Raw genomic sequence first — 12,434 nt, forward strand, 5'->3', positions numbered from 1 at the left:
TCCGTAACGAATCTATTAGGAGAGCAGGATGAAATTCAGTGAACAATGGTTGCGTGGCTGGGTTAGCCCGCAAGTAAGTCGCGACGAGTTGGTTGCTCGTCTGTCGATGGCCGGTCTTGAGGTTGATAGCGTAACGCCAGCCGCCGGTGATTTCAGTGGTGTAGTGGTGGGCGAGGTGCTGAGCACCGAGCAGCACCCGGATGCCGACAAGCTGCGTGTGTGCCAGGTCAGCAATGGCGCGGAAACCTTCCAGGTGGTCTGCGGCGCACCCAACGTGCGTCCAGGCTTGAAGATCCCATTCGCGATGATTGGCGCCGAGCTGCCGGACGATTTCAAGATCAAGAAAGCCAAGCTGCGTGGCGTTGAATCCAACGGCATGCTGTGTTCCCAAGCCGAACTGCAGATTGGCGAAGGCAGCGATGGTCTGATGGAGCTGCCGGCCGATGCTCCGGTGGGGGAGGACGTTCGCGTCTATCTGAACCTGGACGATGCCAGTATTGAGGTCGATCTGACTCCAAACCGTGGTGACTGCCTGTCGCTTGCTGGTCTGGCCCGTGAGGTCGGTGCGCTCTATGCCGCTAAAGTGCAGCGCCCTGAAGTGAAAGTGGTTGCCGCAGTGCACGACGAAGTACGCCCTGTGGAAGTGCTTGCTCCGACGGCCTGCCCGCGCTATCTGGGTCGGGTTATTCGCAATGTCGATTTGTCCAAGCCGACCCCTCTGTGGATGGTTGAACGCTTGCGTCGCGCCGACATGCGCAGTATCGATGCGGCGGTGGATATCACCAACTATGTGATGCTCGAATTGGGCCAACCGCTGCATGCTTTCGATCTCGCCGAAATCAACGGCGGCATTCGGGTGCGCATGGCCGAAGAGGGCGAGAAACTGGTGCTGCTCGACGGCCAGGAAGTTACCCTGCGTAGCGATACCCTGGTGATTGCTGACCACACCCGTGCTCTGGCAATCGCTGGCGTTATGGGCGGTGAGCACAGTGGCGTTACCGCAAACACCCGCGATGTGTTTTTGGAAAGCGCTTTCTTCGACCAGATTTCGGTTGCTGGCAAAGCCCGTTCCTATGGCCTGCATACCGATGCTTCTCATCGCTATGAGCGTGGTGTGGACTGGCAGTTGGCTCGCGAGGCCATGGAGCGTGCAACTGGCTTGTTGCTGGAGATCACTGGCGGCGAAGCTGGTCCGATCATCGAAGCTGTCAGCGAGCAGCACTTGCCATCTGTTGCACCTGTGACGCTGCGCGCTGAGCGCATCACCCAGATGCTGGGCATGCAAATCGACGGTCCCGAGGTCGAGCGTCTGCTCACGGCGTTGGGCCTGACAGTCACTGCTGATGGTGCAGACCAGTGGCGCGTTGAAGTGCCAAGCCACCGTTTCGATATCAGCCTTGAAGTCGACTTGATCGAAGAGTTGGCGCGTCTCTACGGCTACAACCGTTTGCCGGTTCGTTATCCGCAGGCTCGTCTGGCTCCTCAGGCTAAGGCGGAAGCGCAAGGTGATCTGCCTGCCCTGCGGCGTCTGCTGGTAGCCCGTGGTTATCAGGAAGCAATCACTTACAGCTTCATCGATCCGAAATTGTTTGAGCAGTTCAATCCAGGTGTTGAACCGCTGCTATTGGCCAACCCGATTTCGGCTGACATGGCGGCCATGCGCGCTTCTTTGTGGCCTGGCCTGGTCAAGGCACTTCAGCACAACCTGAACCGTCAGCAAGATCGCGTCCGCATGTTTGAAAGCGGCTTGCGCTTTATCGGTCAACTGGAAGGCTTGAAGCAGCAGCCAATGTTGGCCGGCGTCGTTTGCGGCAGTCGCTTGCCTGAAGGTTGGGCGCAAGGTCGAGACGGTGTCGACTTCTTTGACGTCAAGGCGGATGTCGAGGCAGTGTTGGGCCTTGCTGGCGCACTGGATGAATTCACTTTTGCTCCGGGCAAGCATCCTGCGCTGCATCCTGGTCAGACCGCACGTATCGAGCGTGATGGTCGTGAGGTCGGTTATCTGGGGGCTATTCACCCGGAACTGGCAAAAAACCTCGGCCTGGATCGTCCGGTTTACGTGTTTGAGCTGGTTCTGGGCGAGGTGGCTCAAGGTCGTCTTCCGAAGTTCCACGAGCTTTCGCGTTTCCCAGAAGTACGCCGTGACCTGGCATTGCTGGCGGATCGTGACGTGGCGGCGAGCGCGGTACTGGACGTAATTCGTGAAAATGCAGGCGAATGGCTGACAGACCTCAGGCTCTTTGACGTCTATCAGGGTAAAGGCATTGATCCGCATAGAAAAAGCCTTGCCGTCGGCTTGACCTGGCAGCATCCATCGCGCACTCTTAATGACGATGAGGTGAACTCCACGACACAAAACATCCTCACCTCGCTCGAACAAAGGTTGAACGCCACGTTAAGGAAGTGACGTATGGGGGCTCTGACGAAAGCTGAAATGGCCGAACGTCTCTACGAAGAGCTAGGCCTGAATAAACGCGAGGCCAAGGAATTGGTCGAGCTTTTCTTTGAAGAAATCAGGCACGCTCTCGAAGATAACGAACAGGTCAAATTGTCCGGTTTCGGTAACTTCGACCTTCGGGATAAACGCCAGCGTCCTGGCCGCAACCCGAAAACGGGTGAAGAAATCCCGATCACGGCTCGCCGTGTGGTCACCTTTCGTCCAGGGCAGAAGTTGAAGGCCCGAGTTGAGGCTTATGCTGGAACCAAGTCATAACGACGAGCTCCCGGTCATCCCGGGTAAGCGCTACTTCACCATTGGTGAAGTCAGCGAGCTCTGTGCGGTAAAACCGCATGTGCTGCGTTATTGGGAGCAAGAGTTTCCTCAACTCAACCCCGTCAAACGCCGCGGAAATCGCCGGTATTATCAGCGCCAGGACGTGTTGATGATCCGGCAGATCCGCGCGTTGCTTTATGATCAGGGGTTTACCATCGGTGGAGCGCGCTTGCGCCTTTCCGGTGATGAGGCCAAAGACGACACCACCCAATACAAGCAACTGATCCGTCAGATGATCTCTGAGCTTGAAGATGTGCTTGTGGTGCTCAAGAAGTAATTCATCGTATTAAATACTTCCATTTTTCAAAAGCTTGCGGTATATTCCTCAACGTTTCCTGAGAAGTGAAACAGGTTTCACGCCTAGTCGGGGCGTAGCGCAGTCCGGTAGCGCACTAGCATGGGGTGCTAGGGGTCGAGTGTTCGAATCACTCCGTCCCGACCATATTCCTGAGTAAAATCAGACACTTAAGCCGATCTTATGATCGGCTTTTTTGTGCCTGCGCAAAACCCGCGCAAAACTTGCGCAAAACTAACCGGTAATTTCGCTGATATTTAGGTCTGGAATCGCTTCTGACCAAACAATTTCGGCGTGGTCTTTCTGGTAGTTTTTGGTCATGGACTCGCTCGCGTGGCCGGCGATCTTCTGACCGTCCTTTCCGGCTTTCTGATACAGGTGCAGCGACAGCGCCCGCACTTCATGGAAGCCCGGCATTTCCTCCTCTTTCCATCCCTTGTAGCAACCCGCCGCCTCACGGGCTTCTTTGAAGGCTCGCGTCAAATATCGTTCTTCGACCTGCGTCCAGTGATCCTTCGTCTGCGCCTGCTTCTGCTTCTTGCGGTCTGGCCGGCGATGGATCAGGTAAGGCGAGACGATGTCGTCCCGGCACCGACTGATCACTGCCTGTAGTTCTTCGGTCACCTTGAACCGGATCCATGCCGCATCGCCGAGTAGATTTCGCAAGTGATGCGCTTTCTCCGCATCGGGGTGTGATCTGTCCGTGCCAACCCTCTGAACCGTTGAGGCCGGTTCATCGCTGCCTTTGAATCTGGGCCGGTTGTGATCCGGCAAGGGGTGGAGCTAAAGAGCGGGGCCTTTTGAGGGCCTGGCGCGGCGGTGTTTGTCGCGGCGCTGGGTGAAATATGTACCAATGGTTCACATTGGTCAAGTACCAAAAGTACATATTTTTCTCGCGGGCACAAAAAAGCCCGCTCGGCGGCGGGCTTATGATTGGCACTCAAGACACTGGGTCAGTCTACGGCTGGGCTGGACTGCCCTAAATATTTGTTCACTATCCTAGTCACGGCGAATGGCATGAACATAAGGGCCAGCCCACCCAGAAGGAATGCCGCTGAAGAATCTGAAATCTTTGAAGTATAGGCAGGGTAGGCCGAACAGAACACAAACGCCAAGCCATTAGGCAGCGTAGAAAATGCGAACCCTCTTACCAGGCACTCAAAAACTCTAGAGGATTCAAGCTTGTACCATATGAAACAGAAGACCCCTACTAACACGCCAACAAGAGTGCTGGCGGGCTGAAGATTTGCAAAGTAAATGTCAGCAGCCTCAAATAGGGTCATCGCGACTCCCTCGCTTTAACCGAAACGATAGCCCCAACAACAAGGCCGGCAACTGCCGTTGCAATACCTAGTCCGGATGGTGCCGGGGCATCGGAAACAAGCGTCCAGGAGAGTCCAGAGATTGAGCTGATGAAAAATCCTGCGCCGATCATTACGGGCACGTCCGCTAGGTCGTAATGCAGATAGTCCTTCATACTTGACCTCCTATTTTCAATTGCAATCCTATGCATGTAGGAAGTGTACATCACCAAAATTTCTTCGGTATCCACCCCGACGACCACCGAAGTTTCCGTGTTGTCGAGGTATGAGAAGAAGCCCAAATAAGCCACATCATCTGATGAGCTGTAGCCTTGGCACTCTACCGCGTCGAAGTAGGTGTGCGCAGTCATAGCTCTGACCACCCTTGCTCTGCTGCAATAGCGTCATAGGTCTGAGGAGCATGAAAGAATCGCGTATCGCCGCACTGGTTACAGGTAGCGATGAAGAACCACACTCCTACTTTAGCAATATTTGCGGATGGTGTAGCTATCACGCCAGCCGTTTTGCCAGCTGGCGAGGGGGCAGGATTGTAGACGCCTCCTGAACAGAAAACGCAAGATCTACCCGGCCTCATCTGCTCAAGATAGCTCACGAGTAACTGCAGCGGCACTGTCCCAATTTTTTGCTTTCTTTCGGAGCCAGAGGTTATAACAACCTCGCTAGCTTCTTCATTCGGCATTTGTAACTCCTTGTTTTCGCTGCTCATGAATCATCTAATCGCCAAATTATTTGGTCTATGAGTCGAGACTCGCTCCAAACATTGCGCAGGAGGTAGCGATCCATTTTCCGGTTCTTATCTCTGGCATCGCTCATCTACATTGAGTCCTTCTTACAGCATCCCGCCGCGCCAAACCACGCGCCCGATGATGCGGACCTCGTTGATGTCATCATCACTCAAGGTCTGGTCGCCGTACTTCGTCTTGTCCGGGTTGTCGCTTCGAATGAGCCAGCCGTCGAAATCAGACTGGATCAAGCGCTTGACGATCGTGCCCTTGGCGTCGCTGTACATCGCGAAAATCTGGCCATCCTTCGGCTCAATCCTGGAACGGTCGATTAGCAGCACGTCGCCACTGTTGATTGTGGGCTCCATGCTGGATCCGTTCGCATAGATCACATCCAGGTTTTTCGGGTTGAGCCGGTTGAGCCGAAGCCATTCGGATTTGAACGCCAGGACGCCGCGAATCTCGACATGTGAATTCTCTTCGCCATCGCCGGCCGCTGCCCGGGCAGTGTGCTGGTTCACGCCGGTATATGATGGATCACTGGCCAGGTCGAAAGCGCGGTAGGTTGCAGCTTCCTCCCGAAGCATCTCAGGCTTGTTGGTCTTTGGCTCTTCGCGCATTGGTCCGCGGCCGTATTCAAGCCATTCAACCCGGACGGAAAGGGCCTTTGCCAGCGCAAGCATTTTTGCGCCTCCCGGCATTGACTCACCATTCAACCATTTGCTCGCCGCCTTCGGAGTTACCTCGGCCATTTTTGCCAGGCGAGCACCTGCCCCCCATTCAGCCATGTTGTTGGCTGCGAGAGCTTCTTTCAGGCGTTGCACGAACGCCCTGCGTATTTCTTCTATCTGAACCATGGGTTCATGGTCGCATGCGCTTGCATGTACTTTCAGTTCCGACATAATATGTACTGTAAGTTCATATTTGACTCGGAGGCCTTATGCGGCCGCTCAAGAAAACGATTGAAGACGCGGGTGATCGCCCCGAGCAACTTCGTGAAGGTTGTGGAGGGCAATTACAATGCGTGATCCCTACAGCATCGAGGCTGAACACGGCCTGCTTGGCGCGATGATGCAGCGCCCTGAGCTGATCGACACCCTGAGCGACGACCTGTCAGCCGAAGCGTTTTACTTCCCTGAGAACGCTGAGGTTTACCGCGGCATCATGGCTGTTCGGTCTGCTGGCAAGTCTGTGGACTTCCTGACGGTTTCTGACCAGATCACTTGCTTGCCCAGCCAGTCGTCGGCTGTGTCGGTGTCTTCGGTGTGCACGGTACTACCTCGAATCCAATGCTGTATGTGCATACAGTAATATAGGCTTGAGCGGGGCGCGATTTGCGCCGACGAACTGTAGGGGGTAGGGGTGGTGTACGGTCGGCAGAACGCCGTAGATGGTGTGCGCAAAACCTACGCTGGAGCCCGCGTATTTTCGTTTGCATAAGCACAGAAATGATGGTTTTTTGTCAGCAGTTGTTTAGCGGTTTTTTCTTTTAAAACAATGAGTTATTGATCTATAGGCCCAAGCATGGGGTGCTAGGGGTCGAGTGTTCGAATCACTCCGTCCCGACCATATTTTTCAATGACTTAGCCGCTTTCGAGCGGTTTTGTTGTTTCTGCCATAGTGACTTTCCAAGTGACCCTGGCCATTTTCTTCAGGCCTCCCTCCTTTTCAAAATCGTCAGCGCTGGTGTATGCGAGTCAGTTGCTGATACGTTGTTTGCCGCCTCAATGAGCTGATCCAGTTCTGCTGCCGAGCAGTGCTTTTCGATCCTCCTAAGTCACGCCCGCGGCACGTAGCCTTCCCCCCAAGGTGTCGCGAATGCGGATTCTGACAAAGCCATCATGCGTCGGCCGCAGGAACTTCTCCTGCCACTTTCTCGCCGCCCTGACCCTGGCCTGCTTCCAGGCTGAGTCATTCATGTGGTGGAACGTCGTTTCATTCCCCACGCTATCAGGCTTGCCAAGCGGGAACGCGTAGAGCGGTTGCTTTCCCCGCGGCTTCTCGATTACCGACCTGGCCAACTCTCCGCCCATGGCAAGGACGCTATAGAAGGGCATTCCAACTGGACGAGAACGCCCTACGGAGTTTGAAAGACTGTCAAAGCATGGCACTCAGCAACCATCCGGCTACACCACCACCGATCACCACCAACCAGGGCGGTTGCTTCCAAAACATCAGAGCGACCAGGCACACCAATGCCAAACCGAAGTCCTGTGGCTTAAGGATCGCGCTCGTCCACACAGGCTGATAAAGCGCCGCTAGAAGCAAACCAACCACCGCCGCATTGATCCCAAGCAACGCTGCTTGGATATGTACGCTGCGCCGCAGTTGTTCCCAAAACGGTAACGTACCAACGATCAATAGAAACGACGGCAGAAAAATGGCTAGCAAACAAATGACCCCGCCGACCCAGCCAGAGGGTTCGACGCTCATCGAAGCGCCTAGAAATGCCGAGAAGGTCAAAAGCGGCCCAGGAACAGCCTGCGTTGCACCATACCCGGCAAGAAAGGTTTCATTGCTGACCCAGCCTGAAGGCACTACTTCGGCCTGCAACAATGGCAACACCACATGACCACCACCAAACACCAGAGACCCGGAGCGATAAAACGCATCTACCATGGAGAGCGTCTGATTGAGTAGCATCTGGCTCATTATCGGTAAGCCGACCAGCAAAGCGAAGAACAGTGATAACCAGAACAAACCTGCTCGGTAACCGACCTTTATAGGCAGTGGATCATGTTCGGCGGCGTGAGCGGGTTTGAATAAAAGCAAGCCGGCAAAAGCCGCGACAACAATTGAGCCGATCTGCCCCCATGCAGACGGAACCAACAGCACCACACACGTCGTAATCGCCATGATCGTGATACGCAACGCATCAGGGCATAGATTCCGTGCCATTCCCCATACGGCTTGAGCGACCACCGCAACGGCCACGACTTTCAGGCCGTGCAGTACGCCAGGCGCGATGATGTCGCCATGATTGGAAATACCTAACGCAAACAGGATCAGAAGGATGGCCGAGGGCAGCGTGAAACCTGCCCAGGCGGCCAGCGCCCCAGAGTAGCCCGAACGAGAGAGTCCCAGCGCCATGCCAACCTGACTACTCGCGGGGCCTGGCAAGAACTGGCAAAGTGCGACCAGGTCAGCATAGCTACGCTCAGTCAGCCATTGCCGGCGCGTGACGAACTCATCGCGGAAATACCCCAAGTGTGCGATGGGGCCGCCAAATGAGGTCAGTCCCAAGCGCAAAAAGATGAGGAATATGAAAAACGGTCGACGGTCACCTTTGCTGTTTATGTTCATGCACATGTTTTCTGCATTGAATTAGACATTCATGACGATGAGGAAAAGAGGGCTGCAAACGGGTCTGCGTCTACGAAAGCTGGGGGCGGAAAAAAGGTCGTGAATCTTCATGTCGTGGTTTTTCCTTGCGATTTGCGCCGCGTAGACCAGGGCTCGGTAGAGATACACCTCGAATCTGGGCGCCACCATAGCGTTCGATTGAGGTGTCAAAACTCACTAAGCCAGTTCATACGAACTCGTTGTACCTTGAAAGTCTGACAGTGGCTGCCATGGCATGAAAACAGGAGAGGGTATTCCTCCTTTCATCACGGGCTTCTGTGGCGGACTGACCACCTTTTCCACATTTTCCACCGAGACAGCTGCCCTGATTCAGGAGGGCAAATGGCTGTGTTCACTCGGCTCGGCTTCATTGCACGCCGCAGGACTTCTGTCCTCGCAAATGATCGGTACGCGCTGAGGAAATGAAAATGGAAGGTTTTCTGGTGATTTTCTTTACCCCACAGAAGCGTCGTTATCACAGACCCCCCAAGGGGCAGCGCAAGTCCGCAGCTTGGGTCAAAAACCACATCAGCACTAACAGCCGGCTGCGATAGTGGCGGTTTTTCCGTTCATTGATCCGCTTCTCCCGTGATGGCCAGAACGCTGCACGGCACCTGATGCAGAACATGCTCGGTAGTACTGCCAATAAGCTTGTCCACCCCTTTGTGATGGGTATTTCCCATTACGAAGACATCTGCTCGAGTATGAGTGGCAAATTCGGCCATCGCTTTGGTTGGCGGCCCTGCAATGAAGTGTTGCCGCTCAGGTGGCACGCCATGGCGTTCCGCCAAGGCAATGAAGCACTTTTCAAGTGACCGGCGCACGTCGTCGCCGAAGCCTGGCATCGTCACGGCGCCGGCACCCGCATCAGAGAAATGTGTGTGTGTCAGTTCATAGGCATACAGCATGTGCAATTCAGCCTCACATTGCGTCGCCAGTTCGTTCGCCGCCTGAATGATGCTGTCGTTGATTCCGCTGATCTGACCCTCTGGATGCGATGGATCAACCGCCGCCACAATCATCCGAGGAAGCGGACACCTGACTTCACTGACCAGATGTAAGGGGGTCGGACATTGACGCAGCAACTGCCAATCCAAAGGTGTGACGAATACGCGTTTGAGCGCTGATTCATGATGTACGTCCTTGATAATCAGGTCCGGCTGCATTTCAGCCACATGCTCAAGGATTGCTTGCAGCGGGTCACGGGTCACTGCAACTTCGGTGGTCACGTTGATGCCCTGCCTGCGCATGAGTTCGGCCTCATCCGTCAACCACTGCAGGTTCTCCTGCCGGCAACTCTCACGAAGTTGTTCGCTGTTGCTCAATAACCGCATAAGGTCGAAGTCTTCGATGAACACTGCGATATGCAGCGCGGCGCCCGTAGCGTCGGCCAGGGCGATTGCCCGCTCCATCGCCGGCGAGTGACGCATGGTGGGACCTGCGATCAGAAAGAGTCGTTGATATTGCCTCATGTGACACCTCCAGCGTTTCGGGTTATCCGCTAGCGCCCCCAGCACTCTCGCTTGTCCCACCATTGGCGACCTTTTATCGCCTCAACTACCTGGATCGACACTATCAATATACGCCTGCATCAGCGGCTGGCCAGTTGCCAAGACTGTCGAAGTGTCTAGCAGACCTTTGCACGTGCATGCCTACAGCAGAGAGTTGGTGGGCAGCGACGTCAATGGCAACGATCTGCTCATCGTTGGAGGTGGGGCAGAGGCCCGGGTGGCATGCCGCTAGCGCCCACAGATTGCGGTTGTGCCTGGAGCAATTCGTCGAGCACCCCCATGAAGGCGTCCACCAGTTGGCTGCGCCCTTGCTTGCGGGTCAGTACCAGCAGTTGCGCCGTGGCGCCGGGGTCCGTCAGCGGTCGGTAGGTCACGCCTTTTTTGGCCAGGGTCTGGGTACAGCGAGGCACCAGGGCAATGCCCCGGCCGGCGGCGACCAGGGCGATGATCGAGGTGATCTGCCGGCCGCTGGGGCCCGGTCGCAGGGGCAGGCCGTTGCGCCGGTAGAGTTGTTCGATCGCCTCGTTGAGCCCCGAGCCGTAGTCCGCCGGAAACAGGATCAACGGGTGTTCGCTGAGCTCGGCCAGGGTCACCTGATCCTGGGCGGCCAGGGGGCTGTCGCTGGAGATGGCCGCCACCAGGGGTTCGTCCCCCAGGGACAGGGCCTGGATTTCGCTCTGCTCGCTGGGTGGCTGCATCCGGCTCATGCCGATATCGATTCGCCCGTCGACGATCTGTGACCACTGGCTGACCGACGCGCCCTCGACTAGGGTCAGTTGCACGTCCGGGTAGCGCTGGGCGAAGGCCTGGATCGCCTGGCTGAACAGGTCCGACAGGGCGATCGAGCTGGCGTAGCCCAGGGCCAGTTGCCCGGCGCTGCCCTTGGCCAGCTTGCTGGCCATGACCTGGGTCAGGTCCACCTGTTCCAGCACGGCCCGGGCGTAAGGCAAAAAGTGCCGGCCCTGGGCGGTGAGGGAGACGGTGCGACTGGTGCGGTCGAACAGGCGAAACCCCAGTTCGGCTTCCAGTGCCGAAATCTGCCGGGTCAGCGGCGGTTGCGCGAGGTGCAGGCGCAGGGCGGCACGGCCAAAGTGCAGCTCCTCGGCGACGGTCAGAAAGTAACGCAACTTGCGTAGATCGAGCATCCTGTTCCCTGGGTATTGATCGGTCGTAAATCGGTATTGGTCTTGGGGTCGCGGGGTATTTTATAAAGGCCTTTCGTCATAAAACGAGAGGTTTCATGAATCCGCGCCAGCATTGTGCTCGCATCGCCCTGTTTTTGTGCGGTTGTGCGGCCTTTCTCAACCTGTATGCAACCCAGGGCATTCTTCAGGAGCTCGCCCAGAGCTTTCAGGTGAGTATCAGGGACGCGGGCTGGAGCATCACCGTGACCACCCTGGCGGTGGCCATCACCGCACCTTTTGTCAGCCGTTTCACCGGCCGTTTCCAGCAGCGCTCGGTGATGGTCCTGGCGTCCCTGCTGTTGGCGCTGCCGGCGCTGCTGGCAGCCTGTGCCGGCAGCTTTGCCCAGTTGCTGTTCTGGCGTTTTATCGAAGGCATGCTGATCCCGGTGGTGTTCGCCACCAGCGTGGCCTACATCGGCGATCGCTGGAGCGGCGGCACCGTCACCGAAGTCACCAGTCTCTACGTGGCCGGCACCGTGCTGGGCGGTTTCGCCGGACGTTTCGTCACCGGCTTCATGACCGAGTACGTCGGCTGGCGCGAGGCCTTCGCGCTATTGGCCGGCCTGAGTCTGCTGATCGGCGTGGCCATCCATTTCCTGCTGCCGGCCAATGCGCCCGTGGTCAGCAGCCGTGCACAGAACCGCATGCGGGATCTGCGCGAGCTGTGCAGCCGGCCCTTGCTGGCGGCCTATGGCGTGGGCTTGTGCGTGCTGTTCTCCCAGGTGGCCACCTTCACTTACGCCGGGCTCTACCTCAGCCTGCCGCCCTTCGACCTGGGCGCCGCGGCCCTGGGGGCCATCTACAGCGTATTCCTGCTGGCACTGGTGGTGATTCCCATCGCCGGCCGCCTGAGCAAGTCCCGGCCCCAGGCCGAGTTGCTCAAGGTCGCGGCCCTGCTCGGGGTCGGCGGCTCGGCCCTGACCCTGCTGCCTTCGCTGTGGCTGATCGTGCTGGGCCTGGCCTTGAGTTCCACCGGGGTGTTCATGGCGCAGGCCGCCGCCAACTCCTTCACCACCGCCACCGCCCGCCACAACAAGGCCGGGGCGGTGGGGCTGTACCTGACGTTCTACTACTTGGGCGGCAGTTTCGGCGCTGTGGTCCCGGCACTGCTCTGGAGCCATTGGGGCTGGCAGGGCTGTGTGGCGCTGATCGTGGTTTTCCAACTGCTGTCGCTGCTGATTGCCTGGGGCGGCTGGAAGCCCCTCGAACCCGAAGCACCGGTCGCCGATCCCAGGCCGGTGAACCCCCTAGATGCATCATCCAACAAGGAATACGTGAGGTGACC

The 12,434-nt window shown here is 56.9% G+C and carries 10 protein-coding genes, 1 tRNA gene and 4 pseudogenes; 7 read left to right on the plus strand and 8 right to left on the minus strand.

The features are described 5' to 3' along the window. Positions 1 to 28: 28 nt before the first annotated feature. The 4 genes from pheT (at position 29) to DWF74_RS26430 (ending at position 3,215) form a co-directional block, all read left to right on the plus strand. Positions 29 to 2,407: a phenylalanine--tRNA ligase subunit beta gene (gene pheT, locus DWF74_RS26415; protein WP_115581995.1), complete on the plus strand. Its 2,379-nt coding sequence runs from the start codon at positions 29 to 31 to the stop codon at positions 2,405 to 2,407. A gap of 3 nt (positions 2,408 to 2,410) precedes the next feature. Further along, on the plus strand, positions 2,411 to 2,713 hold the full coding sequence (gene ihfA / locus DWF74_RS26420; RefSeq protein WP_002553164.1) for an integration host factor subunit alpha: 303 nt from the start codon (positions 2,411 to 2,413) through the stop codon (positions 2,711 to 2,713). Further along, a complete protein-coding gene (locus DWF74_RS26425) occupies positions 2,694 to 3,050 on the plus strand; it encodes a MerR family transcriptional regulator (protein ID WP_007920509.1) in 357 nt (118 codons plus the stop codon). The genes ihfA and DWF74_RS26425 overlap by 20 nt, the downstream gene beginning before the upstream one ends. 88 nt (positions 3,051 to 3,138) lie before the next feature. Further along, positions 3,139 to 3,215: transfer RNA gene (locus tag DWF74_RS26430), tRNA-Pro, on the plus strand. A gap of 87 nt (positions 3,216 to 3,302) precedes the next feature. On the opposite strand, the pseudogene DWF74_RS26435 reads toward DWF74_RS26430, so the two are convergent. The 4 genes and pseudogenes from DWF74_RS26435 to DWF74_RS26450 form a co-directional block, all read right to left on the minus strand. Then, positions 3,303 to 3,716, minus strand: a pseudogene (locus tag DWF74_RS26435) (integrase); the annotation flags it as partial. Between the two features lie 631 nt (positions 3,717 to 4,347). Next, the gene (locus DWF74_RS26445; protein ID WP_162884125.1) at positions 4,348 to 4,740 is read right to left on the minus strand and encodes a hypothetical protein; all 393 of its coding nucleotides are present in this window, start codon (positions 4,738 to 4,740) and stop codon (positions 4,348 to 4,350) included. Continuing rightward, entirely contained in the window at positions 4,737 to 5,096 is a 360-nt protein-coding gene (locus tag DWF74_RS30510) for a hypothetical protein (protein WP_162884126.1), read from the minus strand. The genes DWF74_RS26445 and DWF74_RS30510 overlap by 4 nt, the downstream gene beginning before the upstream one ends. A 123-nt stretch (positions 5,097 to 5,219) precedes the next feature. Then, positions 5,220 to 6,014, minus strand: coding sequence for a LexA family transcriptional regulator (locus DWF74_RS26450; RefSeq protein WP_346330274.1), 795 nt, complete (start codon positions 6,012 to 6,014; stop codon positions 5,220 to 5,222). A gap of 118 nt (positions 6,015 to 6,132) precedes the next feature. Between DWF74_RS26450 and DWF74_RS26455 the strand changes: the two are divergent. Then, positions 6,133 to 6,363 (plus strand): annotated as a pseudogene (locus DWF74_RS26455) (DnaB-like helicase N-terminal domain-containing protein); the annotation flags it as partial. Between the two features lie 400 nt (positions 6,364 to 6,763). Here DWF74_RS26455 and DWF74_RS30725 read toward each other — a convergent pair. Together DWF74_RS30725 and chrA are read right to left on the minus strand one after the other, a co-directional pair. Further along, positions 6,764 to 7,151: pseudogene (locus DWF74_RS30725) on the minus strand (tyrosine-type recombinase/integrase); the annotation flags it as partial. 58 nt (positions 7,152 to 7,209) lie between these two features. Then, entirely contained in the window at positions 7,210 to 8,415 is a 1,206-nt protein-coding gene (chrA, locus tag DWF74_RS26465) for a chromate efflux transporter (RefSeq protein WP_102864089.1), read from the minus strand. A 304-nt stretch (positions 8,416 to 8,719) separates the two neighbouring features. On the opposite strand from chrA, the pseudogene DWF74_RS26470 reads away from it, so the two are divergent. Further along, a pseudogene (locus DWF74_RS26470) lies at positions 8,720 to 8,872 on the plus strand (CrcB family protein); the annotation flags it as partial. Between the two features lie 151 nt (positions 8,873 to 9,023). On the opposite strand, the gene DWF74_RS26475 reads toward DWF74_RS26470, so the two are convergent. Both DWF74_RS26475 and DWF74_RS26480 read right to left on the minus strand, forming a co-directional pair. After that, positions 9,024 to 9,926, minus strand: coding sequence for a universal stress protein (locus DWF74_RS26475; RefSeq protein ID WP_115581999.1), 903 nt, complete (start codon positions 9,924 to 9,926; stop codon positions 9,024 to 9,026). 227 nt (positions 9,927 to 10,153) lie between these two features. After that, positions 10,154 to 11,110, minus strand: coding sequence for a LysR family transcriptional regulator (locus DWF74_RS26480; protein ID WP_102863606.1), 957 nt, complete (start codon positions 11,108 to 11,110; stop codon positions 10,154 to 10,156). Positions 11,111 to 11,205: 95 nt separating this feature from the next. Here DWF74_RS26480 and DWF74_RS26485 point away from each other — a divergent pair, with 95 nt between their 5' ends. Beyond that, positions 11,206 to 12,432 carry an MFS transporter gene (locus DWF74_RS26485; RefSeq protein ID WP_115582000.1) on the plus strand — a complete coding sequence of 409 codons (1,227 nt, stop codon included), beginning with the start codon at positions 11,206 to 11,208 and terminating at the stop codon, positions 12,430 to 12,432. The last annotated feature ends 2 nt before the right edge of the window (positions 12,433 to 12,434 follow it).

Origin of the sequence: Pseudomonas protegens (assembly GCF_003363755.1) — a bacterium.
GTDB lineage: Bacteria > Pseudomonadota > Gammaproteobacteria > Pseudomonadales > Pseudomonadaceae > Aquipseudomonas > Aquipseudomonas danubii.

Coding starts and splice junctions, on each gene's coding strand:
- pheT (WP_115581995.1), top strand. CDS start 29: ATGAAATTCAGTGAACAATGGTTGCGTGGCTGGGTTAGCCCGCAAGTA.
- ihfA (WP_002553164.1), top strand. CDS start 2,411: ATGGGGGCTCTGACGAAAGCTGAAATGGCCGAACGTCTCTACGAAGAG.
- DWF74_RS26425 (WP_007920509.1), top strand. CDS start 2,694: ATGCTGGAACCAAGTCATAACGACGAGCTCCCGGTCATCCCGGGTAAG.
- DWF74_RS26445 (WP_162884125.1), bottom strand. CDS start 4,740: ATGACTGCGCACACCTACTTCGACGCGGTAGAGTGCCAAGGCTACAGC.
- DWF74_RS30510 (WP_162884126.1), bottom strand. CDS start 5,096: ATGAGCAGCGAAAACAAGGAGTTACAAATGCCGAATGAAGAAGCTAGC.
- DWF74_RS26450 (WP_346330274.1), bottom strand. CDS start 6,014: ATGTCGGAACTGAAAGTACATGCAAGCGCATGCGACCATGAACCCATG.
- chrA (WP_102864089.1), bottom strand. CDS start 8,415: ATGAACATAAACAGCAAAGGTGACCGTCGACCGTTTTTCATATTCCTC.
- DWF74_RS26475 (WP_115581999.1), bottom strand. CDS start 9,926: ATGAGGCAATATCAACGACTCTTTCTGATCGCAGGTCCCACCATGCGT.
- DWF74_RS26480 (WP_102863606.1), bottom strand. CDS start 11,110: ATGCTCGATCTACGCAAGTTGCGTTACTTTCTGACCGTCGCCGAGGAG.
- DWF74_RS26485 (WP_115582000.1), top strand. CDS start 11,206: ATGAATCCGCGCCAGCATTGTGCTCGCATCGCCCTGTTTTTGTGCGGT.